This is a genomic window from Lysinibacillus sphaericus (assembly GCF_001629735.1).
GTDB lineage: Bacteria > Bacillota > Bacilli > Bacillales_A > Planococcaceae > Lysinibacillus > Lysinibacillus pinottii.
The window spans coordinates 4,370,668-4,394,807 of record NZ_CP015224.1 but is presented as its reverse complement, the minus strand read 5'-3'; the positions used below and the strand labels follow the sequence as shown (position 1 = coordinate 4,394,807).

Genomic DNA, 24,140 nt, shown 5'->3' with positions numbered 1-24,140 from the left:
TGCAAGGAGTTTAAGGAGAATGGCGGATTAGACAATACTTTTCCTGCGCCGTATGTAGCATGCTATGGTAATACAAAGTCTTTTAAGTCTTCCTGTTCATTGGGTGGAGGTGGCGTCACCATAGAAGCTTCGTCACTATCCCTTTGTTTAAGTTGATAAAATCGAACATCCTCGACCACTACCTCTGTCATAAAAATCTTAGTGTTTTCTTCATTTACAAATGACCTTGTTTGAATTCGGCCGTTTGCACCTATTAATGAGCCTTTGCCGCAATACTTGACGATATGTTCTGCAAGTCTTCCCCAAACTGTACAGAATATAAAATCTGTATCTATTTCCCCATGGTTATTTTTGAAATTGCGATTAATGGCGAGTGAAAAATGAGTCTGCACACGATTTCCAGATAAGTATCGTAATACTGGATCTTTCGTAAACCTTCCGACCAGTCCGACTTGATTCATCCCTTCACCTCCTTTGCTGTGGATTGCCTTCATCTTACAAAATGATTCCAATATTAACAAAATCGAAAAATGATAATTTGCCATGATACTTCTGCATAAAATAGGTAAATTACCTGTTGTATTTTTCTTTTTTTTCTTATTTTTTCACCAGAATGCTTTAGGCAGTAATGGCAAATGCTATTTCATGAAATCAACAATTTCGCAGTAATAGAAATTAACTAGTAAGTGCGTATGACCAACAACTGGAACCGTATGTGTTATACTAAAAGAATGACAGACTTAGGAGGAATATACATAATGAAAACATTTAAAATGCTTTCCTTTGACCTTGTCACAAAAGATGGCGTGCAACCATTCCCTTTAGTCGATGGTATCATTATTAATCAGGAAAATAGCCATCAGTCTTGGGTACTCGAATTGTTTATGGAAAAACAATATCGTTCAACCTTTGATGAGCTCTTAGCGAATGCTACTATTTTTAATGTACGTGCCGTTATTTCATTTCCCGATAATGAACCCGCTCCTTTTCAGGTAATCGTACATACGGTTCAAGAAATCGGTGACCATGTATCAGTACTTTTAAAAGGTACCCTCAAAATAAAACGCTCTAAATATGCCGAACAATTACTTTCTGAACTACTAGCTGAAGGTGTCTCTTTAGAACATTTGCTGGAACGCTTTACAAAAGATATGAAGCAGCGACCAAAACTGAAGAGTGACTGACGATGCAAATTTTTTGCATCGTTTTTTTTAAAAAAACGTTTGAAGGTTTTTCTGTGAAATGAGGTCTTGTCAGTACAAGTTATTTGGGATAACGGGGTCATAAATGACTTGAAATATTATATTCCAATAGCCATTCCGCTTCCTCAAATCAAAAAAAGAGTGTTTTCCTTGTAGGAAACACTCTTTTGATATTATCGGTTGTTCATACCGTCACGATACTTTTCAGTGTCGTTGGCTTTTTCATCAACCATGTTGTCATTACGCTTAACACCGTTTACGCCATTCGCGTTTGGTACGTTGTCATAGCCATTTGTGCTGTTAATATCAGCATTTGACCCAGGCGTTGTCGCTTCAGGTAAAGTTGTATTTTCATTTACAGTACCTCGTTCAACACCATTTACATTCCGATCGTATGCATCATTTCGATGATTTGGATCTAACGCATCCTCGACACGATCCACACCATTACGAACGTCAGTCTCTGCGTTTCTCACAGGATGATCTTCAACTGCACGATTTCCCCAGTTACATCCTCCAAGGAATACAGTAGCCAGAATAATGGTTAAAAATGACATTTTCCACATAGTAAAAAACCTCCTTTCTTGGTACTATGTCAGCAAATACATCATGTGTATTTGTGATCTAACATAGATTGCCCGAGAAAGGAGGGAACTATCCGATTTTTCTACAAACTATTTTTGTTTTTCTTTTAATAACTGTTCAATATATGCTGCTTCTGCTTTACAGTCATATCTATAGTCTGTGCCTAGCTCTTTTTGCAATGCCTCGATTGTTTCAACTTGTTGTGCTGTTGGTTCTTCATTTAAAATTTTGGCAATGACCTCATCAATTTTTTGTGCCATCTCTTCATGAAACTCTGCGCTCATCAATATTTCGGCTGGAATTTTTTCGATCCATGCTGCATTCTCTTGGAAATAAGTCTGCCAGCTTGCAATGAAGTCTTCCATGGAAAAGCGCTCTTCATCCCAACCAATACTTGCTAAGTATGTTTCAAAAGATGTTGAAATCGAACGAGTAATGCTAATTTTAATACCTGAAGACAATTCCTTATACATCTTAATAATCCTCCTACGTTTGTAAAACCTAAAAATTACATCTATTTCAATTCACAATCGCTTAATTCGCCATCGCAGTTTAAGAACCTACTAGTCTCAATTTTTTGACTTGACTTTATCTATTTTATATCTTTTGGTCTATAAATGCAAATTATGCTTGCTTTGGCTGCTCCGGTCCAATTGCAAATAGAATATCGGCTTCACATACAAGTTCTCCATCTACAGTTGCTACGCCATGTCCTTTACCCATAGAACCACGAAGTTTTACAAACTCCACTTCCAATTTAAGTTGGTCTCCAGGTACTACTTGACGTTTGAAACGACAGTTATCAACACCCGTTAAAAATGCCAAGCGTCCCTTAAATTCTTCGGCATTTAAAAGAGCTACTCCACCTACTTGTGCTAATGCCTCTACAATTAGCACACCTGGCATTACTGGATATCCTGGGAAGTGTCCATTAAAGAAGTCCTCATTCATAGAAACATTCTTTAAGCCTACTGCACGTTTTCCCTCTTCTAATTCAATAATACGATCTACAAATAAAAATGGATAACGGTGTGGTAAAATTGCTTGAATTTGCTCTGCTGTTAACATGTCATTTCCCCCTCAAAATAAAGTATGTATACACAAAGTAAGGTAAAGAATAAAATTATTCTTTACCATGCATAATATCGAATATATGTTGCCATGTTTCTTTTTTGAAAATATCCATAGCATTTCCTTCTCCAATAACACTAAAGCCAACCATTGCGCCTAATGTTGCGGCAGCAACAACTAAGATGAGAACAATTACAATGCGTAACCAAATCGGAATCAGTCGGATTTGCACCCATCGAACCTCGCGTTGCTCTCCATTTGAGCGGCGTTCTTTCTTTTCTGGTTGCGTATCGGTTTCTTGTGTCGGCACAGAACGTCGACGTGAATCGTTTGTCATAAATTGTACTCCTCTTCATTCCTTGCTTTTTAGGATGACTCCCTATCGAATACCATTAATGAGACCAAGCATTTGGTCTGCTAATGTAACCGTTCTTGCATTGAATTGATAGGAACGTTGTGTTTGAATTAGTTCTGTCATTTCCTTCGAGAGGTTAACATTGGACATTTCTAAAGTACCACCCTGCATGCCGATTTGCTGACGGTTAGCACCTACTAGCTCTGTTAGAACTTCAGCTTGTGTAAAGCCAAGTTCAGCAAGGTTGTCTGGTAATCCAACATAAGAACCTGAAACATGTTCCATTAGTTGCGGTTTTTGAAATTCTGTAACCGCTAAATCCGTACGAATTATATCGCCATTTGGATAAGATGCTTCTAGTATACCACCATTTCGTACTGAAAATCCTTGCACATTATCTGGTAATGTAATAGCTTGTCCAGCAGCATTTGCCACTGGGTATCCTTCAGCCGTTACTAGCATAACTGTTCCATTATTTAGCGGCGATAAATAAAAGTCACCTTGTCGAGTATACACTGTTTCAGTTCCATTTTCACCATTTGGCATTAAAATATTGAAATATTGTTTTGCTTTTGTAAAAGCTAAGTCCAAATCTCGATTAGTTGTTTGCAATGAACCTTGCTTTTGATTGGATTTAATTTGGCCAAGCATTGCGCCTGATCCAAAGCGAATACCAACAGGTGTTTGACGCTCGGCACGATCCAGTTTGTCATTATTAAACTGTTGATAGAGTAACTCATTGAAGGTTGCTTCCTTCGCTTTAAAGCCTGTTGTACTACTATTGGCAATGTTATTACTAATTGTATCTAGTTTATTTTGTAATTGGCCCATTGTATTGGTTGCTGTCATCATTGTACGTAGCATTTATAAAAAGCCTCCTGTTCTGTTCGTCCGTTAAATTTTACCGATTTCATTAACAGCCTTTTCCATGCTGCGATCATAAGCTTGTAATACTTTTTGATTGGCTTCAAATGCTCGGTAGGCTGTCATTAAATCTGTCATTGCACGACCAGAATCTACGTTTGAGCCCTCTAAGAAGTTCTGACGTAATGTAAAGGAAACTCCATTCGTTCCATAGGCTGATGGCAGATTTGCGCCATTTTCTGTCCGAATAAGACCGTTATCTTGTTTCTGTAGCATGTTCGGATTGGCAGCATATGATACGCCTACCCGCGCTACTTGTTGATTATTAACGTAAATGGCGCCACTTTCGTCGAGGCGGAAATCATCATTAGGTAACTGGATTCTTTGTCCAGCATCATTTAACACATAAAGGCCTTGCCCATTCACTAAATAACCTTGGCCATCCAAAGTAAAATTACCATTACGTGTATAGGCTTCCCCACCATCTGGATGTGCTAGTCTAAAGAATATTGAGCCAGTCACACCATCTTCATTTTGGGGTAAGTTTCCATCAATCAATGCCATATCTGTTGTAAAATCAGTGCTATAGATTTGGCCCTGTATGTAATTTGGTAATGTTTCTTGTAAGTATGTCCCAGTATTTAAAGCGCCTACTTGACTCATATATTCGGCACCAGCTTGTTGATTGGCAGGTGCATTTGTTTTTCCGATGCTAGACATCAACATATCTGGAAACGAACGAATCGTGGATTGGTCAGCCTTAAATCCTGGTGTATTTGCATTCGCTAAATTGTTAGATAGTAATTCTGTTCTTCTTTGTTGCGTGATCATACCCGTTGCAACTGTATAAAAACCTTTAAACAAAGAAATCACCTCATTTTATTTTTATAAGGACGCTGGCACGCGATCTATATTTTCGAGCATTATGCCTGTACCAATAGCTACACAATCCATAGGTCTTTCAGCAATAAAGACAGGTACTTTTAATTCTTCAATTAATAGTTGATCCATACCATGTAAAAGTGCTCCACCACCTGTAATAATAACGCCGCGGTCAATGATATCAGCCGATAGCTCAGGTGGTGTTTTTTCTAAAACATTTTTGGCAGATTGAACGATCATTGCTACAGACTCGTGTAATGCACGTTCGATTTCTTCAGAGTGAATGGAAATTGTTCGTGGTAAACCAGTCACCATGTCACGACCACGGATATCCATTGTGTCATTACGACTACCTTTGAATACTGTTCCGATTGTCATTTTAATAGCCTCTGCTGTACGTTCACCAATTAGCAATTTATATTCTTTTTTAATATATTGCAAAATATCGTTATCAAACACATCTCCTGCCACTTTAATGGATTCACTTGTAACAATATCACCCATTGAAAGAACGGCAATATCTGTTGTTCCACCGCCGATATCAACTACCATATTTCCGCTTGGTTGGAAGATATCCATGCCTGCACCAATTGCTGCTACTTTTGGTTCTTCCTCTAAATATACTTTTTTACCGCCTGATTTCTCTGCCGCTTCACGGATAGCCTTTTGTTCAACACTTGTAATATTCGTTGGACAACAAATTAAAATACGTGGCTTTGCTAAAAATCCTTTGACATTTAATTTGTTAATAAAGTGTCTTAACATCGCTTCGGTCACATCAAAATCTGCAATGACCCCATCTCTAAGTGGGCGAATTGCTGTAATATTACCTGGCGTTCTCCCTACCATTTGGCGAGCTTCTTCCCCTACCGCTAATACTTTATTTGTCTTTTTGTCAATAGCCACTACAGATGGTTCATTTAAGACGATTCCTTTACCTTTAACGTGAATTAATACGTTCGCAGTACCTAAGTCAATGCCGATATCTTTCGAAAACATTTTATAATTTCTCCTTCCCGCCAGTTCCAACTACATAACGTTCATTTTATCTCTTTATCTAGAATATTTTATCATATTCTATTGGTAATTTCACCCTGAATTTAATGATTAAGACTGTTTTCTTTTCACGATCCGCATGGCAATAGTATAGTATTACTTTACCTTTAACAATCTTATTTTATGCCTGTCCACACAACAAAAAAGAACGAATCAATCTTGACTCGCTCTTTCTTTCCACTTGTTTTTCGTTGCTTCTCCTCCGCGAATATGACGTACGGCCTTATGGTAGGCGAGTATTTCCTTCACTTGGTCAGCTAATCCTTCATGAATTGTTGGTAATCGCTCTGTTAAATCTTTGTGCACCGTACTTTTTGAATAACCAGTCATTTTCGCGAGGACACGCACAGTCTCACGCGTCTCAATCAGTAATTCACCGAGGCGTATGCAGCGCTTCCGAATGTGCTCATGCACGTTCTTCGTCCTTTCCACACAATTTCACAAAATGCTTTGGCAATCAGATGCACATTTGCGCATTTCTTCACCTTATGTAAGGACAAAGCTATTCAGAACACGTTTTGCATTTTCCTAATAAAATGCTGATTTTTATGCGTTACTAGCTTTCAGAATTAAAAAGCTAGTAATTTTTTCGGATTAACATATTTTCCGTCTTCAACTACTTCGAAATGCATGTGGACGCCAGCCGCTTGATTCCACTCGTTATCAGTCGCTTTTCCTAAAGCTTGACCTTGTGTAACCTCATCGCCTTCTTTTACAGCGATATCTTTTACAGAGCTATAGTGAGTTTGCATGCCATTTGGATGCTCGATGACAATTTTATTCCCTGTAAATGCGTCTAGTTTTACTTCTAGTACTTTACCACTCATAGCAGCTAGTACTTCAAACTCTTCACCATTCATAGCAATAGAGATACCAGAAGACGTAGTAAATGTTTGATTAAATACCATTAGTGCATTTTCACGAGATTCTTCATTTGCTTCTAGCTCATAAAACTCTTGTAAAATTTGTACTTTACCAAGACTCTCTTCTTTGAATGGATACATCATGTTTTCAGTACGTGCATTTGTTTCTACTACTGGACCCGAGTCAACTTCCGCTAAATCTGGTAAAGGAGCATCTTCTACTTTTGATACAAGACTATTGTAACCAAATAACAACCCTGCTAGAACGAGTGCACCACCTGTGTAAACTACTGGCCAAAACCATGGTTTCTTTTGTAACTGACCATTTTCCTTTTGATTTGGATTCTGGTTTTGAGAAGCTTTATTATTTTTATCCTCTCTCATTTTCATCACCTCTAGTTGCAGTGTGAACAACTAGAAGTTATTTTAAACATGCATCTATTTTTTTTATTTCAATATCTTGATAATAATAGTGTAAAATTTCAGCAGCGGTTTTCCCTTCATTTGCCATGGCCTCTGCTCCATATTGACTCATTCCTACTCCATGACCATATCCTTGAGTTTTCACGTGCACTCTTTTTGTATTAGCATTATAGACAATTGAAAAATCTGTTGATGGTATCCCAAGAAATGTTCGTACCTCTCTCCCTGTCCAGACATTATTCCCTAATTGTAGCCGCTCTACACGCCCTGAGTCATTGTAAAATAGCTGTATACGATTAAAATCACTAGCTTGCCATTGTACTGGCCATAGTTTATTCCATTGTGCTAGTGACCACTCTTGCTCTGCCTCAAATTTAGGAGAGGCTTGATCTGATATACTTGAAACACTTTGCAAATATGGTATGTTATTTCCACTATAACCGTATGCACTTTCTGTTTGTCCATTGCTTGTTGAATGGAACATAGCTGTAATTAAATTATTATTATAAAGAAGAACTTGTCCTTTCGTTTCATTAATTGCTTCGACAATTTTCTTTTCATTTCCCAGGAAATTGCTAGCCCAATTCGCTTTTCTTTGACTCTCATCATAGAAAACCTGCTTTGCTACAGTCGGTGCAATTGCTTTTTTACCGTAATTTGTCGTTTTTAACGCATAAGTTCGTGCTGCAATCGCTTGAGCCTTCAATGCCTCCTTTTTAAAAGAAACAGGCATTTCTGCCGCAACGACCCCTGTTATATATGTCTCTAAAGGGATTTTTTCCTTTTGTCCCTCCACTTCTATAAATATTTCGCAAGCTTTTTCTTCCGCTGTTGGAGGTTGCACTTCCTCCCGTCTTTCGCTAAATCCTAAAACAGGAAGCACATATAATGCTCCCATTAAACAAAGGACACCTATACTAATCATCCATTTTTTCATAAGGAATAATATGCTGTATATCATTTAGTTATGAAAAATAAAAAACCCTCTGCTTATGTAAGCAAAGGGTTTTGACACATTTTAGTTTGCAGGTAATTCAACAGAAATGTCTTCAGTTGTCACAACTTCTTCATCAGTAATACGTTCAATATTGGCACCAAGAGAAGCTAATTTACCATGGAAATCAACATATCCACGATCTAAATGGTGTAGTTTTGTAACACGTGTAATTCCTTCTGATACTAGACCTGCTAAAATCAGTGCAGCCGCAGCTCGTAAATCCGTTGCCATTACTTCAGCCCCCTGAAGCTCTACTGGCCCCTCAATAAACACAGAGCGTCCTTCTATTTTAGCACCCGCATTCATACGACGGAACTCCTCAACATGCATAAAACGATTTTCAAATACTGTTTCCGTAATGATACTCGTACCTTCCGCAGTCAACATTAACGCCATCATTTGAGATTGCATATCTGTCGGGAACCCTGGATGTGGCATTGTTTTAATATCCACAGCCTTTAATGTCTGAGGAGCACATACACGAATGCCTTCATCCAATTCTATAATCTCTACGCCCATTTCGCGCATCTTTGCAATCAAAGCCGTCATATGCTCAGGAACTGCATTTTCAATGACCACATCACCCTTAGTAATAGCTGCTGCCACCATAAATGTACCAGCCTCAATGCGGTCCGGAATAATATGATGCTCTACTCCATATAATGTATCGACTCCTTCTATACGAATCGTATTTGTACCAGCACCAATTACACGTCCGCCCATACTATTAATAAAGTTAGCAAGATCTACGATTTCAGGCTCTTTGGCAGCATTTTCAATTACAGTTGTCCCCTCTGCTAAAGATGCTGCTGTCATAATATTTTCAGTTGCCCCAACACTTGGGAAGTCTAAATATACATTTGCTCCTTTTAAACGACCCTCTGTCTTTGCCTCTACATATCCATGGCCAAATGAAATCTTCGCTCCCATTGCTTCGAAACCTTTTAAATGTAATTCAATTGGGCGAGAACCGATTGCACATCCTCCTGGTAGCGCAACACGAGCATACCCATTACGCGCAAGTAACGAGCCCATTACTAAAATTGATGCACGCATTTTACTAACATACTCAAATTGTGCTTCACTAGAAAGTTCTTTTGTTGCATCTATATATACGGCATTATCTTCAGGTATATATGTAACTGCTGCGTTTAAACTTTTAAGTACTTCGTTTATTGTAAAGACGTCTGCTAAGTTAGGGACTTCTTTAATTACATTTTCTCCCTTTGAAGCAAGTAAAGCTGCTGCAAGGATTGGTAACACTGCATTTTTTGCGCCCTCTACACGTACTTTTCCCTGTAGTTTTTGGCCGCCAGTCACTATTATTTTATCCACCCTATGTCCCTCCGAATTCAATCTATTAACCTACCGAATTTTTATTTTAATAAAGAAGTATAATGTCATAATCAGTAAACAAACAACTCTATAGTACAACTTTTTTAACGCCCATTCAAGCGTCCAAATCACTATTTTAAGGCATTATTAGATATTTTGCTATTTATTTATTGTACGCTACCACTTTTTTTTTGTGAATGACCAATAACCAGTTCACTTCTAATACATACCCAAAGATGTATGAACAAAAAACAACTTTTAGAAGTTTTTTTATACATAGTTCAAAGGGCCACATAAATGTTATTATAAAGTCCTTTGAAGTATGTAGTGATGGAGTGTAAGATTCGAATTGATAAAGTCGAATCTTTAAAACAAGTATGGAAGTTTGCCAGACCAGTTAGATATTTGTAAAAAGAAATTGGATACAGCAGAACCAATTGCAATACTTAATAAAATATAAATAAGTTGAATTTGAAAAACTCTATTCTTCTTGAATAGTTTTTCTGCCATAAAAGCCTGTAATGCGTAAAATGTAATAGCTATAAAAAACAAATGCGATAAAATGCCTAATAAGGCTTCTTGTCCTATTGCTTCATAAAGCTCCATATTTCCCCCTCCAACTGTCCTATAATTTAAGCATTTTAAAAAACGGGCAGATGCTATATCTGCCCGTTAAAAATGAATTAGATATTACCCTCATGAACGTTGATACGATTCAACGCACGTTTTAATGCTAGGTCAGCACGTTTGAAATCAATGTTGTCTTGTTTACCTTGAAGACGTCCTTCAGCACGTTTAACGGCTTCTTTTGCACGTTGAACATCAATACTTTCAGCAACTTCAGCAGAAGGCGCTAAAATTGAAATCTTTTCTGGACGAACTTCAATGAAACCACCGCTAACAGCAACAATGTCAGTAGAACCGTCTGCTTTTTTCAGCTTCACTGCACCAATTGCAAGTGGAGCAACCATCGGAATATGGCCTGCAAGAACACCGATTTCTCCTGAAGTTGTTTTAGCGATTACCATTGATACTTCAGAATCGTATACCGGGCCGTCGGGAGTGACAATATTGACTAGAACTGTCTTCATATTTTTTCCTCCTCGTCCCTAGTATTAAACCTCTACGCCCATGCTTTTCGCTTTTTCAACTACTTCATCAATTGAACCAACTAGACGGAAAGCATCTTCTGGTAGGTGATCCCATTTGCCATCAAGAATTTCCTTGAATGAACGAACAGTTTCTTTTACAGGTACATAAGAACCTTTTTGACCAGTGAATTGTTCCGCTACGTGGAAGTTTTGTGATAAGAAGAATTGAATACGACGAGCACGTTCTACTGTTTGTTTATCTTCATCAGATAATTCATCCATACCTAGAATGGCAATGATATCTTGTAATTCACGGTAACGTTGGATTGTACGTTGTACACCAGTAGCAACTGCATAGTGCTCAGCGCCTACGATTTCAGGTGATAATGCACGTGAAGTCGAAGCTAATGGGTCAACCGCAGGGTAGATACCCATTTCTGATAATTTACGCTCAAGGTTAGTAGTAGCATCTAAATGGGCGAAAGTTGTAGCTGGAGCCGGGTCAGTATAGTCATCGGCTGGTACATAGATCGCTTGGATAGAAGTTACAGATCCTTTGTTCGTAGATGTGATACGCTCTTGTAGTTTACCCATTTCTGTAGCAAGTGTTGGTTGGTAACCTACCGCAGAAGGCATACGACCTAATAGGGCAGAAACCTCAGAACCTGCTTGCGTGAAACGGAAGATATTATCGATGAATAAAAGTACGTCAGCACCTTGCTCATCACGGAAGTATTCTGCCATTGTAAGACCAGTTAAAGCTACACGCATACGTGCACCTGGTGGTTCATTCATTTGACCGAATACCATCGCTGTTTGCTTGATAACGCCTGAATCGCTCATCTCGAAGAATAAGTCGTTCCCTTCACGAGTACGCTCACCTACACCAGCGAATACAGAGATACCAGAGTGCTCTTGTGCGATGTTATTGATTAATTCTTGGATTAATACTGTTTTACCTACGCCGGCACCACCGAAGAGACCGATTTTACCACCTTTAATATATGGTGCTAATAAGTCTACTACTTTGATACCTGTTTCAAGAATTTCAACTGTAGTTGAAAGTTCTTCGAATGTTGGTGCTTCGCGGTGAATTGAATCACGACGAGCGTCAGCTGGAATCTCTTCACCTAAGTCGATTACTTCACCTAGTACGTTGAATACACGACCTAAAGTAACTTCACCAACTGGTACTGAGATAGCTTTTCCTGAGTCTGTTACTTCTGCTCCACGTTGTAAGCCATCAGTAGATGACATTGCAATTGTACGAACAGAATCATCACCTAAATGAAGCGCAACTTCTAATGCAAGAATTGTTGGTTCTTCATTAGGACGTTCAATCTTAACTGTTAGTGAGTTATAGATTGCTGGTAATTGGCCATTGTCGAATTTTACGTCAACAACTGGACCCATTACTTGAATAACATGTCCTTTATTCATTACTGTGTACCCTCCTATCGTATTCTTATACGACATTGGGAAGCTGGCCTATTCTAAGGCTGCAGCTCCACCAACGATTTCTGTAATTTCTTGTGTAATCGCCGCTTGACGCGCACGGTTATATTGCAATGAAAGGTCTGAAATAAGATCAGATGCGTTATCAGTTGCATTTTTCATAGCCGTCATACGAGAAGCATGTTCACTTGCTTTTCCATCTAATAATGCGCCATAAACTAAGCTTTCCGCGTATTGTGGAAGTAACACTTCAAGAATTGCTTCACCAGATGGCTCGAATTCGTAAGAAGCATTGCTGCTAGGAGGTGCAAGATCTGTTAATGGAAGAAGTTTTTTCTCTGTCACTTCGTTAGCAATTGCGCTGACAAAGTGATTATAGTACATATAAAGTTGATCATACGTACCGTCAATGAACATACCAACAGCATTACGAGCGATTTCTTTAATATCAGCAAATGTAGGTTGGTCTGGAAGACCTACAACATCACTGATGACATTATGATCACGTTTCACAAAGTAGTCACGCACAACACGACCTATTGCTAAAATCACGTATTCGTCTTTAGATTTATGACGCTCGTCAATTGTACGTTGTACTTGACGTAGGATACTTGAGTTATAAGCACCTGCAAGACCACGGTCAGAACCAATGACTAAGTAAGCTGTTTTCTTAACAGGACGAGCAGTTAACATTGGATGTCCACTGTCTTTTGTTCCTGAAGCGATCGCGCCTACTACGTCCTGAATTTTTTCCATGTAAGGAACGTACGCTTTAGCATTTTGCTCTGCACGACGTAACTTAGAAGAAGAAACCATCTGCATCGCTTTCGTAATTTGTTTCGTACTCTTTGTAGAATTAATACGACCTTTTATTTCGCGTAAGTTTACCACTGGTATTTCACCACCTTTTGTTTTTTAATCAAGTGACTAGCTCGAACTTATTCTGATTTAGCGAAAGTTTTTTTGAACTCCGTTAAAGCTGCTACGTAATCTGCATCAGGAGCAAGCTCTTTTGTAGTACGAACATGATCTAAAACGTTTGTGTGGTTTGAATCTAACCAGCTTAAGAATTCACTTTCAAAGCGAACGATATCTTGTACTGGAATATCATCTAAGTGACCTTTAGTTAATGCATAAAGGATTGCTACTTGCTTTTCAACTTTAAGTGGTTTGTTTAGGTCTTGTTTAAGAACTTCAACCGTACGTTTACCACGCTCAAGTTTAGCTAGTGTAATTTTATCTAAATCTGAACCAAATTGAGCAAATGATTCAAGCTCACGGAATGCAGCTAAGTCAAGACGTAGTGTACCCGCAACTTTTTTCATCGCTTTAATTTGAGCTGATCCACCTACACGTGATACAGAAAGACCGGCGTTAATCGCTGGACGTACACCTGAGTTGAATAAGTCAGATTGTAAGAATATTTGACCATCCGTAATTGAGATAACGTTAGTTGGGATGTATGCAGAGATATCCCCAGCTTGTGTCTCAACGAATGGAAGAGCTGTAATAGAACCGTTTTGATATGTTTCATTTAACTTCGCAGCACGTTCAAGTAAGCGGCTGTGTAAGTAGAAAACGTCACCAGGGTATGCTTCACGACCTGGAGGACGGCGTAGAAGAAGTGAAAGTTCACGGTAAGCTGATGCTTGTTTAGAAAGATCATCATACACGATTAATACGTGCTTACCTTGTAACATGAATTCTTCTGCCATAGAAACACCAGCAAATGGTGCTAAGAATAGTAATGGAGCTGGTTGAGAAGCCGCAGCAGTTACTACGATTGTGTAATCTAATGCACCGTGCTTACGTAAAGTTTCAACTACACCACGTACAGTTGATTCTTTTTGACCGATTGCAACATAGATACAAATCATATTTTCGCCATCTTGGTTTAAGATTGTATCGATTGCTACTGATGTTTTACCTACTTGACGGTCACCGATGATTAACTCACGTTGACCACGACCAATTGGTACTAGAGCGTCAATTGCTTTGATACCTGTTTGTAATGGTTCGTGTACTGATTTACGAGCCATTACACCGAAAGCAGGACTTTCGATTGGACGAGATTTAGTTGTGTTGATTGGACCTTGTCCATCCACTGGTTGACCAAGTGGGTTTACAACACGGCCAATTAGTTCTTCACCAACTGGTACTTCCATGATACGACCTGTACGACGAACTTCATCGCCTTCTTTGATGTCTGTGTATGGACCTAAGATTACGATACCAACGTTACCTTCTTCTAGGTTTTGAGCCATACCCATAACACCGTTAGAGAACTCAAGAAGTTCTCCAGCCATGGCGTTGTCGAGGCCATGAGCAAGAGCGATACCGTCACCAATACGGATAACTGTACCAACTTCGCTTACTTTAAGTTCAGATTCATAATTCTCAATCTGTTGTTTAATCAGACTGCTGATTTCTTCAGCCTTGATGCCCATGTATGTCACCTCTCACATTTCTTAATTATTAACCGATTAATTCACGTTTTAGGCGCTCAAGTTTGTTCGCTACTGAGCTATCGTAAATATGATTACCGATTTGAACACGAATACCACCAAGAAGTGATGGATCAATTTCGTTTGTAATGTTTAATGATTGTTTCCCTACAAGCTTCGCAAATGTTGTAGAAATATTAGCGCTTTCTTCAGCAGAAAGTGCACGAGTAGAGAATACTGTTGCATCTGCAGTACCTTGTGCCTTTGCAGCAAGCTCAGCATATGCGTTCGCAATAAGCTTCACTTCGTTTACACGTTTTTTCTCAACTAGTAGTTGAACTGTGTGTAAAACCTCTGGAGTTGCACCTGCAAAGATTTCAGCTACCATTTGTTTCTTACGTTCGATAGAGAACTTGGGAGCATTTAAAAGCGTTAAAAAATCAGGAGATTCTTGAACAATCTTTGTTAGCTCGTTTAAGTCTGCTCCAACCTCAGCAAGAATATTTTTTTGTTGCGCTAATTCAAAAAGCGCTTGAGCGTAACGTTTTGCTACAGCTGAATTACTCATCGAGCTTCCCCTGCCTTCGCAATCGTCTCTTCAATTAGAGCACGGTTGTCTGCCTCAGAAATCTCTTTGCTAAGGACTTTCGATGCTGCAAGTACAGATAATGAAACGACTTCATCACGTACAGCTGCAATAGCTTTTTCTTTTTCAGACTCAATTTCACGTAAAGCCGATTCTTTCAAGCGGTTTGCTTCATTACGAGCTGCAGTAAGAATTTCATCTTTTTGTAGTTCGCCTTGCTTCTTAGCGCCTTCAACAATCGATTGTGCTTCCGTACGAGCTTCTTTAAGAAGGCTCTTTTGTTCTTCTAAAAATTGGTGCGACTCTTTGCGCGCTTTTTCAGCTGCTTCGATTTCACTCGCTACTAACTCTTCACGTTGTTGCATGATGCCCATCAGTGGACCCCAAGCGACTTTCTTAAGTAAGAACATTAATACTAAAAAGATAGCTAATGTTGCGATGATGTCTCCGTTATTGAACTTACTAGCGCCAGCACCTAGTACAAGATAATCTAAATACACGATTGTTTCACTCCCTTCAAGAGCTTTAACTTCAACTTAATTTAATGAATTAAAAAACTACCTATTTTAAAAAGCTATATTTACACATAGCTTTTATCCGTTCCAAAATGAAGGGCGAAGTTTCATCTGGAGAATCCTGCTTCGCCACTAGTAAAATCCAGTGTTCAACTGAATTATTTATTCATTACGATGAATGCTACTACTACTGCGATGATCGGTAGGGCTTCAACTAATGCAACCCCGATGAACATTGTAGTTTGAAGAACGCCACGAGCTTCTGGCTGACGAGCGATACCTTCTACTGTTTTTGATACGATAAGACCGTTACCGATACCTGCACCAAGTGCACCTAAACCGATTGCGATTGCTGCTGCTAATAAACCTAATGAACCTGTCATTTGAAAATTTCCTCCTTGGAATTGTTTGTTTTTGTGGTTCAAGCATATGATATATGCTTTATATTAATGGTCATCGCTCACTTTATGAGCCATGTAAACCATTGTTAACATTGTGAAGATAAAGGCTTGGATAAAGCCGATGAAAATTGAGAAACCTTGCCATGCCATCATTGGAACGATTGCCCCGATGAATCCCACAGCACCTGATGATGCTAAACCTGCTAATAAGCCAAGTAAAATCTCACCCGCGTAAATGTTACCGTAAAGACGTAAACCTAACGTTAATGTATTTGCAAATTCCTCTACTAATTTAAGTGGGAACATGAAAGACATTGGTTTAAAGAATGTACCAGCATAATGCCCTGTACCCTTCATTTTAACACCATAGAAATGCGATAAAACTAAAATCATCGTTGCTAACGTCATCGTTACAGTTGGGTCAGCCGTTGGTGATTTCCACCAAAGTTCATGACCATAAACGATCGAGAATGGAAGACCTAATAAGTTAGATACTGCGATAAACATAATTAACGTAATACCGAGAATGTGGAATCGACCACCAGTTTTCCAGTCCATGTTGCTTTTGATGATATTCTTAACGAAGTCCATAATCCATTCCATGAAGTTTTGCATACCAGTTGGTTTTAGTTTTAGGCTTCTAGTTGAAATAAAGGCAATTAAAAATACGATAATTGCAGCAACTAGTAACATCATAACTGTCGATTTATTAAATGTTAAAAAACCGACTTCTAGTAACGGAGCTTCATGATTCATTGTTATTTTTCACCTCTCTTTCTAATTTAAAGCACATTAGCGGTTCCTTACATGTGACACAATTCTCTCGACAAAGAGAAAAACGTACGGAATCATTAGCCCTATGACCGTGCTAATTAAGTGAAAATAGTTTGGCAACGAAATGGCTATTGCGACTGCCGCAACACCTGATCCAAAGCGAAGTGCTGTACCAAGTGAGCCTATTTTCTTCCCTTCACTAATGGACCTGTCAAACTTCTCCATACGGCGAACTAGAATCCAAAAATTATACGTACCAAAGAATGCACCGACTGCGATGCCCGCAAATACAGTTTGAAAGGAAGTGAATCCCCAGCCTAATGCGCAGAGTGCAAGCAAAAAAAATAACGCCCTCTTCTGCACAGCAAAAATGTGATGCAAATCTAGCATTGGTTGTAATCTCCTGAATCAAATTTTCGAGTATTGAAAGCGTTTGCTGACCACCATGTGAAATCAGAAAAGAGCAGTGAAAGGCACTACTCACAGCGGAATAGTAATGGGAGAGTCATTTCAATTACAGGTGTAAATACCCAAAAAATAACTTACACCCCTTACCAACTCGGTAAAAACCGAAACGCACAAAACGTTGCAAATCGACAGTTTTATTTTGAACTGTCAATTTAGTAGAAAGTTGATATAACAAGTGTTTCAACGTCCTAATTATGAACTGAAACCCTTATCATTCTTACCCTTTGTAAGCATACAATAGGAGATATTTGAAGTCAATTGGTAATAGAGAAAAACTTCACAACCTATATACTCTTGTCAAATTGTTGACAAATTTGTGTATGAAATTTCATAGTTTCAAATGTTCTCTTTTTCTTGACTCATAGAAAAAGCTAATTTACGACATAATTATGCTCATAAATTAGCTTACCCAACTCAATAGGTACATTAGACTTATTTTTTCGAATTAAATATAGTACATTATTTAGTTTTTTGTAAAAAAACTAGCAATGCCTCTACAATTCGTTTAGATGCATGTCCATCACCATATGGATTTGATGCATGTGCCATCGCCTCATAAGCCTTTTTATCCGTTAACAATTCTTTAGCTAAAGTGTAAATAGTATCTTCTTCAGTTCCTGCTAGCTTTAGCGTTCCAGCTGCAATTCCTTCTGGGCGCTCTGTTGTGTCTCTAAGGACAAGTACTGGCTTCCCTAATGATGGTGCCTCTTCTTGGACGCCACCTGAGTCTGTTAAAATCATGTAAGAATTCGCTGCAAAGTTATGGAAATCAAATACTTCAAGTGGCTCTATTAAATGTACTCGTTCATTGTCACCTAAAATTTCATTCGCGATTTCTCTTACTGCAGGATTCATATGCACCGGATATACTACTTGAACATCATCATGCTCAGCTAAAATTCTTGTAATTGCTTTGAACATATGACGCATTGGCTCACCCAGATTTTCGCGTCGATGTGCTGTTAATAAAATCATGCGATCTTTGCCAATTTTATCTAATACGGGATGCGTGTAATGTTCACTAACAGTTGTTGCCAATGCATCAATCGCTGTATTACCTGTAACAAAAATGGTATCAGCATTCTTATTTTCATCGATAAGATTCTTTTTAGATACTTCGGTTGGCGCAAAATGTAAATCAGCCATTACACCTGTTAACTGACGATTCATTTCTTCTGGGTATGGTGAATACTTGTTCCAAGTTCGCAGTCCTGCTTCCACATGTCCAATTGCGATTTGGTTATAAAACGCCGCCAAGCTTGCAATAAAAGTCGTCGCTGTATCACCGTGTACCAATACGATATCTGGCTGAGCTTCTTTCATTACTTGATCCAAACCTTGTAATGCGTTTGTCGTCACATCAATTAATGTTTGACGATCTTTCATTATATTTAAATCATAGTTTGGTGTTATTTCAAATGTCTCTAGTACTTGATCTAGCATTTGGCGATGTTGTGCCGTTACTGTGACAATAGATTCTATTTGCTCAGGATACTTTTGTAACTCTAAAACAAGAGGAGCCATTTTAATTGCTTCTGGTCTTGTACCAAAAATCGTCATTACTTTCCATTTTTTCATCAAAACGATCTGCACCGTCCTTTTTGTTATTGTATGAAAAGGACACCACACCAGTTGAAGTCCAACATGAGGAGTACTTACCTAAACATACTATGAAACGCCCTTCAAATTTGAAGGACGCTTTCACAAATTATTAGTTTCCTAAATGAGGAAATTTCATAACACCATTTTTACTTCGTGCCGAATAGGCGGTCTCCGGCATCACCTAGACCTGGTACAATATAACCATGATCGTTTAGTTTTTCATCCAAAGCAGCAATATAAATATCTACGTCTGAATGCTCTTCTTGAATAGCTTTGACACCCTCTGGTGCAGCGATTAAGCACATGAATTTAATGTTTTTAGCTCCACGTTTTTTCAATGAGTGAATAGCTTCCACTGCTGAACCACCAGTTGCTAACATTGGATCTACGATAATAAAATCACGTTCTTCCACATCTGCTGGAAGCTTTGCGTAATATTCAACTGGTTTTAATGTTTCAGGGTCACGATAAAGACCAATATGTCCAACTTTTGCGGCTGGGATAAGCTTTAGTACACCATCTACCATACCAATTCCTGCACGTAGAATCGGTACAATTGCAAGCTTTTTACCAGAAAGTACTTTTGTTTTAGCAATCGTTACAGGTGTTTCAATTTCAATTTCTTCCACCGGCATATCACGTGTAATTTCAAATGCCATAAGTGTTGCTACTTCGTCTACTAGCTCACGAAATTCTTTTGTACCTGTATTCTTGTCGCGAATATAAGTTAATTTGTGTTGGATTAGTGGATGATCAAATACATAGACTTTGCTCAAAGGGATTCTCTCCTAACCGTTCGGATTTCATTTTTATCTCAACTAGTATAACAGAAAAAAGGAATCGCCTCAAAAATAAATTTAAGGTGACTCCTTTTATTAAATTTTCTTTGACCAAAGTAAGTTATTGATCCAGAATTGTATCTAATTGTTCTATTGCCATTGGCTTAAAATAGAAATACCCCTGTCCGACTGTACAACCTAAAGCACGGAGTATTTCAACCTGTTCTTCTGTTTCTATTCCCTCTGCAACAGAGATCATTCCTAAGTTTAATGCCAATTGAATAATTGAGCGTACAATAGCAAGCGTTGCAGGGTCCTCTAAGGCATTAATAAAGCTTCTGTCAATTTTTAATTCTGTGAATGGTAATTGTTGCAGATAGCTCAATGAAGAAAATCCTGTTCCGAAATCATCCACGGATGTTTTGAAACCATAGCTTTTTAATTCCTGAATAATTGTAAAGGCAGATTGGAAGTCTACTAACCCTATATTTTCTGTTACCTCTAATATAATATTACTTGGATCTATTTCATATTTCCTAACGAGCTTTAGCGTATCTTGAACGAAATGCGTATAGTAGAAATGATCTGGTGAAATATTGACCGCTATTTTCACTAATTTCTTCCCTACCTTTTGACGTTCTGCCAGCCACGATAGCACAATTTCTAAAACTTGAACGTCAATTTCTCTAACCTTTCCCGCACTTTCCGCTACTGGAATAAAGATGGCTGGAGACACAAAGCCCAGCTTCGGGGATACCCATCGTGCAAGTGCCTCTATACTTTGAATCTCTCCATTACGTAAATCTACTTTTGGCTGTAAATGGACTGTAATTTCTTTATTTTTGATTGCTTGGGACAAATGATTTAATACTGTCATTTGCTGTACTAGAACGTCATTTTTTTCTGTCGTAAAAATTTCTGTATGTGTACCCGGTTTATCAGTAGCAGACGAAAGCGCATTATCTGCAAACCGAATTGCATCATTAATTTTTATAGCATCATTAAAGGAAGCAATCCCTGTTTTTAACGTGATGTAAATTTGCTTTCCTCCTATTATAAAGGGCTGCCGAATCGTCTCCTTGATGCGCCTTTCATAATTATTTAAATTTTCATTAAAGGTCATCGTGGATAGAATAAGACTAGAGCTTGTAAATCTCGCAATATATTCGCGATCCCCTGGCTTGTCTTGCTCTAGACGTTTGGCGAGCTGCCTTAATAATTCATCACCAAATTCACGTCCATACAGTTCAACCACTTGATGAAATTCGCTTGGTTTCACAATTTTAATATAACCATTTTGTCCACGTTCAGCCTCTTTTTCGAGGCAATTCACAAAGCTATGACGATTAGGTAAACCTGTTGTAATGTCGGTATAGGCTAAATCCCATATTTTTCTCTGTGTTCTTGCATACGTATATGCTAAGGCAACCAGTGCACTAACTTTTCGAAACATATTTGTGAAATATGCAAGGTCACTATGTGCTTGCTGATAATATATTGAAAAAAGCCCTATTACTTGTCGCTGTTGATTGCGTATAGGTATAAATAATCCATACGCTTTGTGTGAAAAAGCAGCAAATTGTCTATGCTCATCTGGAATATGCACCTCATCCAAATTTTCAATAAAAATAGAGGTTTCTGATTGCATAACCTTCGTAAAAAAGTCGGTATTTTCACAGCATCTCGGTACATCTTTTGATCTACCATTATCCATAAAAGTCTGTAATAAATTGCTCTCCGTTTTGATGAGTACCATACTGGAAGTATTCGGCATAAAAAACTCATCCAGTCCGCGACAAATAATATGCATCTTTTGCTCAAAAGAGCTATCTCTCTCTATCGCCTTATACATATCATTTTCTAAACGCATTAAGAAATCTTCCGTATGATAATACGTAACGTCCTTCATAAGGACTAGCACATATTGCGTTACATTTGCATCGTTTCGAAATGGTAGAGCTTGAATTTCAGCCCAAAATGGGGGTTTATCGATACCTTTATGATGTAGCTTCGCTTGTACCATGATACCATTATGTATTTTTTCTTTAATCTTTTTTATGGTTGTCTTTTTTTCATCTAATAGCCATGTAAAATAATTTGTTTTTAGGATTTGTGACCTTGAAGCATTTGTAAGACTACAAAAAGATTCATTACACTCTACTATACTATGATGATTTGTTGCATCAAAAATTACGAAGCTTTCCTTAGAATTATCCCCTAAATTGAGAATACTATTTAATAAGGCATCATTATCTATATCTAACGATTTAGTGACCATCCAACCCCTCCTTCTCTATCACTTCATCCCATTTCCATTGTACATAAAATTTAATTAAATTTTCACTTTTATTAAAAAAAACTTCTTTTTTAGTACACAATCTGACCTCAGCCAACTATAATAATCCCTTTCTATCGATTATATGTAAATTTATTCAAAAATAAGAGTGTTATTATTCTTAATTAGAAAAAATATGTATTTCATTGTTCGACCTACTTTTCAAAATAAAAAACTGTGTTTAAAGTGAATTTCCCACTTTAAACACAGTTTTAGAATGATATTAAGCGTATAATGGATGTTTATCTGTTAATGCTTTTACGCGATCTTTTGCGTCCGCTTTAACTGCTTCATCTTCAGGGTTTTTAAGAACTGCTGCAATAATTGCACCCACTTCTTTCATATCTTCCTCTTTAAAGCCACGAGATGTAACAGCTGGTGTACCGATACGAATACCTGAAGTAACAAATGGAGACTCCGTATCGTAAGGGATTGTGTTTTTGTTAGTTGTAATACCCACTTCATCTAATGCATGTTCTGCTACTTTACCTGTCAGACCAAGAGATTTAACGTTTAATAGTAATAAGTGGTTATCTGTACCGCCAGATACAATTTCAACACCCTCAGCAATAAGGACTTCGGCTAAAGCTTTTGCATTCAATTTTATTTGTTTTGCATAGTCTTTAAATTCTGGTTGCAGTACTTCGCCAAATGCTACAGCTTTAGCAGCAATGACATGCATTAATGGCCCACCTTGAATTCCTGGGAATACAGACTTGTTTAATTTTTGCTCCCATTCTTTCGATGCAAGAATTAATCCGCCACGTGGTCCACGTAATGTTTTATGTGTAGTCGATGTAACAAAGTCTGCATATGGAACTGGCGATTGATGCTCACCGACAGCTACAAGACCAGCTATGTGTGCCATATCCACCATGAAGTATGCACCTACTTCATCTGCGATTTCACGGAATTTAGAGAAGTCAATTTCACGTGGGTACGCAGAAGCTCCCGCAACTATAAGTTTCGGCTTATGTTCTAATGCTTTTTGACGTACATCCTCATAATCGATAACTTGTGTGTCCTTTGTTACACCATATTCCACAAAATTATAAAGAATACCAGAGAAGTTTACAGGAGATCCATGTGTTAAGTGACCACCATGAGAAAGGTTCATACCAAGAACCGTATCGCCTGGTTCTAAAATTGTGTGGTATACAGCCATATTTGCTTGCGCACCAGAGTGTGGTTGCACGTTTGCGTATTCTGCACCAAAGATTTCTTTCACACGATCACGTGCAATATCTTCAACTACGTCTACATGTTCACAGCCACCATAGTAGCGTTTACCTGGATAACCTTCTGCGTATTTATTTGTCAGTACAGAACCTTGCGCTTCCATAACTGCTTCGGATACAAAATTTTCAGATGCAATCAATTCGATATTTGCTTGTTGACGTTTTTTTTCTGCAAGAATTCCTTCTAATACTGCTTTGTCTTGTACTGCTAATTTTTCATATGCCATGTTAGAAAAAGCCTCCTAGTATCCTTTATTATTTATATACAGCACGTTCCCCGCCAATTAGCTTTGGGCGTGTTGTTGCAATCGTCACCACTGCTTCTCCCACCATTTTCACTGATGTGCGAACTGGGACAGCTACTGCTTTCAAGTGCATACCAATTAATGTTTGTCCAATATCTATACCTGCATGTGCCTGAATGGTTTCAACAACCACAGGATTAGTAAATCGCGTATAGGCATAAGCGGACATAGAGCCACCAGCTGTACGTACTGGGACTACCGCCACTGGATCGTAGCCAAATTGTTCAGCAGTTGATGCCTCCATCGTAATAGCACGATTAATATGCTCACAGCCTTGAAACGCTAAATGTAGCTGGTGTTTCATTGCGAATTCTTGTAACGGCTCGAAAATGGCTTCTCCTATCTCCAATGCACCTGCTGTGCCAATTTTCTGACCAATCACTTCAGATGTAGAGCATCCTACGACAAAAATTGTATGAGGTCGTAATGTTACCTGCTCTTCAAATTCACTGAGTAACTGAGTCAAATGCGTTCGTATTTGTTTTACAACCATTAAGCTCAGCTCCTTCATTTA

General features: G+C 38.3%; 28 protein-coding genes. 1 reads left to right on the top strand and 27 read right to left on the bottom strand.

Features of this window, described 5'->3' with window-relative positions; all coding sequences use genetic code 11:
- Nucleotides 1-62 precede the first annotated feature (62 nt).
- Nucleotides 63-461, bottom strand: a complete 399-nt coding sequence (locus A2J09_RS21525) for a single-stranded DNA-binding protein (RefSeq protein WP_036160744.1) — start codon at nucleotides 459-461, stop codon at nucleotides 63-65.
- A gap of 297 nt (nucleotides 462-758) precedes the next feature.
- Here A2J09_RS21525 and A2J09_RS21520 point away from each other — a divergent pair, with 297 nt between their 5' ends.
- Entirely contained in the window at nucleotides 759-1,184 is a 426-nt protein-coding gene (locus A2J09_RS21520; RefSeq protein WP_031418519.1) for a YwpF family protein, read from the top strand.
- A 191-nt stretch (nucleotides 1,185-1,375) separates the two neighbouring features.
- Here A2J09_RS21520 and A2J09_RS21515 read toward each other — a convergent pair whose 3' ends face one another.
- From A2J09_RS21515 to A2J09_RS21390, 26 genes are all read right to left on the bottom strand, one after another.
- Entirely contained in the window at nucleotides 1,376-1,768 is a 393-nt protein-coding gene (locus A2J09_RS21515) for a hypothetical protein (RefSeq protein ID WP_036160741.1), read from the bottom strand.
- Nucleotides 1,769-1,876: 108 nt separating this feature from the next.
- Nucleotides 1,877-2,260 (bottom strand): hypothetical protein, encoded by a 384-nt coding sequence (locus A2J09_RS21510; protein WP_012292778.1) that lies wholly within the window; start codon nucleotides 2,258-2,260, stop codon nucleotides 1,877-1,879.
- Between the two features lie 151 nt (nucleotides 2,261-2,411).
- On the bottom strand, nucleotides 2,412-2,855 hold the full coding sequence (gene fabZ / locus A2J09_RS21505; RefSeq protein WP_031418516.1) for a 3-hydroxyacyl-ACP dehydratase FabZ: 444 nt from the start codon (nucleotides 2,853-2,855) through the stop codon (nucleotides 2,412-2,414).
- Between the two features lie 55 nt (nucleotides 2,856-2,910).
- Nucleotides 2,911-3,195: a DNA-directed RNA polymerase subunit beta gene (locus tag A2J09_RS21500; protein ID WP_012292776.1), complete on the bottom strand. Its 285-nt coding sequence runs from the start codon at nucleotides 3,193-3,195 to the stop codon at nucleotides 2,911-2,913.
- Between the two features lie 42 nt (nucleotides 3,196-3,237).
- Nucleotides 3,238-4,077 carry a flagellar hook-basal body protein gene (locus tag A2J09_RS21495; protein ID WP_012292775.1) on the bottom strand — a complete coding sequence of 280 codons (840 nt, stop codon included), beginning with the start codon at nucleotides 4,075-4,077 and terminating at the stop codon, nucleotides 3,238-3,240.
- A gap of 30 nt (nucleotides 4,078-4,107) precedes the next feature.
- Nucleotides 4,108-4,941 carry a flagellar hook-basal body protein gene (locus A2J09_RS21490; RefSeq protein WP_031418513.1) on the bottom strand — a complete coding sequence of 278 codons (834 nt, stop codon included), beginning with the start codon at nucleotides 4,939-4,941 and terminating at the stop codon, nucleotides 4,108-4,110.
- 21 nt (nucleotides 4,942-4,962) lie between these two features.
- Nucleotides 4,963-5,958 (bottom strand): rod shape-determining protein, encoded by a 996-nt coding sequence (locus A2J09_RS21485; RefSeq protein WP_008180529.1) that lies wholly within the window; start codon nucleotides 5,956-5,958, stop codon nucleotides 4,963-4,965.
- A 210-nt stretch (nucleotides 5,959-6,168) separates the two neighbouring features.
- The gene (locus tag A2J09_RS21480) at nucleotides 6,169-6,429 is read right to left on the bottom strand and encodes a sporulation transcriptional regulator SpoIIID (RefSeq protein ID WP_025114760.1); all 261 of its coding nucleotides are present in this window, start codon (nucleotides 6,427-6,429) and stop codon (nucleotides 6,169-6,171) included.
- A 155-nt stretch (nucleotides 6,430-6,584) separates the two neighbouring features.
- Nucleotides 6,585-7,262 (bottom strand): M23 family metallopeptidase, encoded by a 678-nt coding sequence (locus A2J09_RS21475; protein WP_031418512.1) that lies wholly within the window; start codon nucleotides 7,260-7,262, stop codon nucleotides 6,585-6,587.
- A 37-nt stretch (nucleotides 7,263-7,299) separates the two neighbouring features.
- Complete coding sequence (spoIID, locus tag A2J09_RS21470) at nucleotides 7,300-8,199, bottom strand: stage II sporulation protein D (protein WP_230584538.1); 900 nt, start codon at nucleotides 8,197-8,199, stop codon at nucleotides 7,300-7,302.
- A 120-nt stretch (nucleotides 8,200-8,319) separates the two neighbouring features.
- Entirely contained in the window at nucleotides 8,320-9,633 is a 1,314-nt protein-coding gene (gene murA, locus A2J09_RS21465) for a UDP-N-acetylglucosamine 1-carboxyvinyltransferase (RefSeq protein ID WP_012292771.1), read from the bottom strand.
- A 366-nt stretch (nucleotides 9,634-9,999) separates the two neighbouring features.
- Nucleotides 10,000-10,239 carry a DUF1146 family protein gene (locus A2J09_RS21460; protein ID WP_012292770.1) on the bottom strand — a complete coding sequence of 80 codons (240 nt, stop codon included), beginning with the start codon at nucleotides 10,237-10,239 and terminating at the stop codon, nucleotides 10,000-10,002.
- Between the two features lie 77 nt (nucleotides 10,240-10,316).
- Nucleotides 10,317-10,724: a F0F1 ATP synthase subunit epsilon gene (locus A2J09_RS21455; RefSeq protein WP_031418510.1), complete on the bottom strand. Its 408-nt coding sequence runs from the start codon at nucleotides 10,722-10,724 to the stop codon at nucleotides 10,317-10,319.
- Between the two features lie 24 nt (nucleotides 10,725-10,748).
- On the bottom strand, nucleotides 10,749-12,164 hold the full coding sequence (gene atpD / locus A2J09_RS21450; protein WP_012292768.1) for a F0F1 ATP synthase subunit beta: 1,416 nt from the start codon (nucleotides 12,162-12,164) through the stop codon (nucleotides 10,749-10,751).
- 48 nt (nucleotides 12,165-12,212) lie between these two features.
- Entirely contained in the window at nucleotides 12,213-13,070 is an 858-nt protein-coding gene (gene atpG / locus A2J09_RS21445; protein ID WP_012292767.1) for an ATP synthase F1 subunit gamma, read from the bottom strand.
- A 47-nt stretch (nucleotides 13,071-13,117) separates the two neighbouring features.
- Nucleotides 13,118-14,626 carry a F0F1 ATP synthase subunit alpha gene (atpA, locus tag A2J09_RS21440; RefSeq protein WP_012292766.1) on the bottom strand — a complete coding sequence of 503 codons (1,509 nt, stop codon included), beginning with the start codon at nucleotides 14,624-14,626 and terminating at the stop codon, nucleotides 13,118-13,120.
- A 28-nt stretch (nucleotides 14,627-14,654) separates the two neighbouring features.
- Complete coding sequence (locus A2J09_RS21435) at nucleotides 14,655-15,191, bottom strand: F0F1 ATP synthase subunit delta (RefSeq protein ID WP_012292765.1); 537 nt, start codon at nucleotides 15,189-15,191, stop codon at nucleotides 14,655-14,657.
- The gene (atpF, locus tag A2J09_RS21430; protein ID WP_012292764.1) at nucleotides 15,188-15,709 is read right to left on the bottom strand and encodes a F0F1 ATP synthase subunit B; all 522 of its coding nucleotides are present in this window, start codon (nucleotides 15,707-15,709) and stop codon (nucleotides 15,188-15,190) included. Before atpF ends, A2J09_RS21435 begins: the two co-directional genes overlap by 4 nt.
- 173 nt (nucleotides 15,710-15,882) lie before the next feature.
- The gene (gene atpE / locus A2J09_RS21425; protein WP_004269474.1) at nucleotides 15,883-16,107 is read right to left on the bottom strand and encodes a F0F1 ATP synthase subunit C; all 225 of its coding nucleotides are present in this window, start codon (nucleotides 16,105-16,107) and stop codon (nucleotides 15,883-15,885) included.
- Between the two features lie 63 nt (nucleotides 16,108-16,170).
- A complete protein-coding gene (gene atpB, locus A2J09_RS21420) occupies nucleotides 16,171-16,881 on the bottom strand; it encodes a F0F1 ATP synthase subunit A (protein WP_012292763.1) in 711 nt (236 codons plus the stop codon).
- A 36-nt stretch (nucleotides 16,882-16,917) separates the two neighbouring features.
- Nucleotides 16,918-17,289, bottom strand: coding sequence for an ATP synthase subunit I (locus A2J09_RS21415; protein ID WP_008180553.1), 372 nt, complete (start codon nucleotides 17,287-17,289; stop codon nucleotides 16,918-16,920).
- Nucleotides 17,290-17,826: 537 nt separating this feature from the next.
- A complete protein-coding gene (gene wecB / locus A2J09_RS21410) occupies nucleotides 17,827-18,948 on the bottom strand; it encodes a non-hydrolyzing UDP-N-acetylglucosamine 2-epimerase (RefSeq protein ID WP_036160737.1) in 1,122 nt (373 codons plus the stop codon).
- A gap of 167 nt (nucleotides 18,949-19,115) precedes the next feature.
- Entirely contained in the window at nucleotides 19,116-19,745 is a 630-nt protein-coding gene (upp, locus tag A2J09_RS21405; protein WP_004269470.1) for a uracil phosphoribosyltransferase, read from the bottom strand.
- Between the two features lie 124 nt (nucleotides 19,746-19,869).
- A complete protein-coding gene (locus tag A2J09_RS21400; RefSeq protein ID WP_012292761.1) occupies nucleotides 19,870-22,026 on the bottom strand; it encodes a sensor domain-containing protein in 2,157 nt (718 codons plus the stop codon).
- A gap of 280 nt (nucleotides 22,027-22,306) precedes the next feature.
- Nucleotides 22,307-23,548, bottom strand: a complete 1,242-nt coding sequence (gene glyA, locus A2J09_RS21395; protein WP_012292760.1) for a serine hydroxymethyltransferase — start codon at nucleotides 23,546-23,548, stop codon at nucleotides 22,307-22,309.
- A gap of 28 nt (nucleotides 23,549-23,576) precedes the next feature.
- A complete protein-coding gene (locus A2J09_RS21390; protein WP_012292759.1) occupies nucleotides 23,577-24,119 on the bottom strand; it encodes a TIGR01440 family protein in 543 nt (180 codons plus the stop codon).
- Nucleotides 24,120-24,140 lie beyond the last annotated feature (21 nt).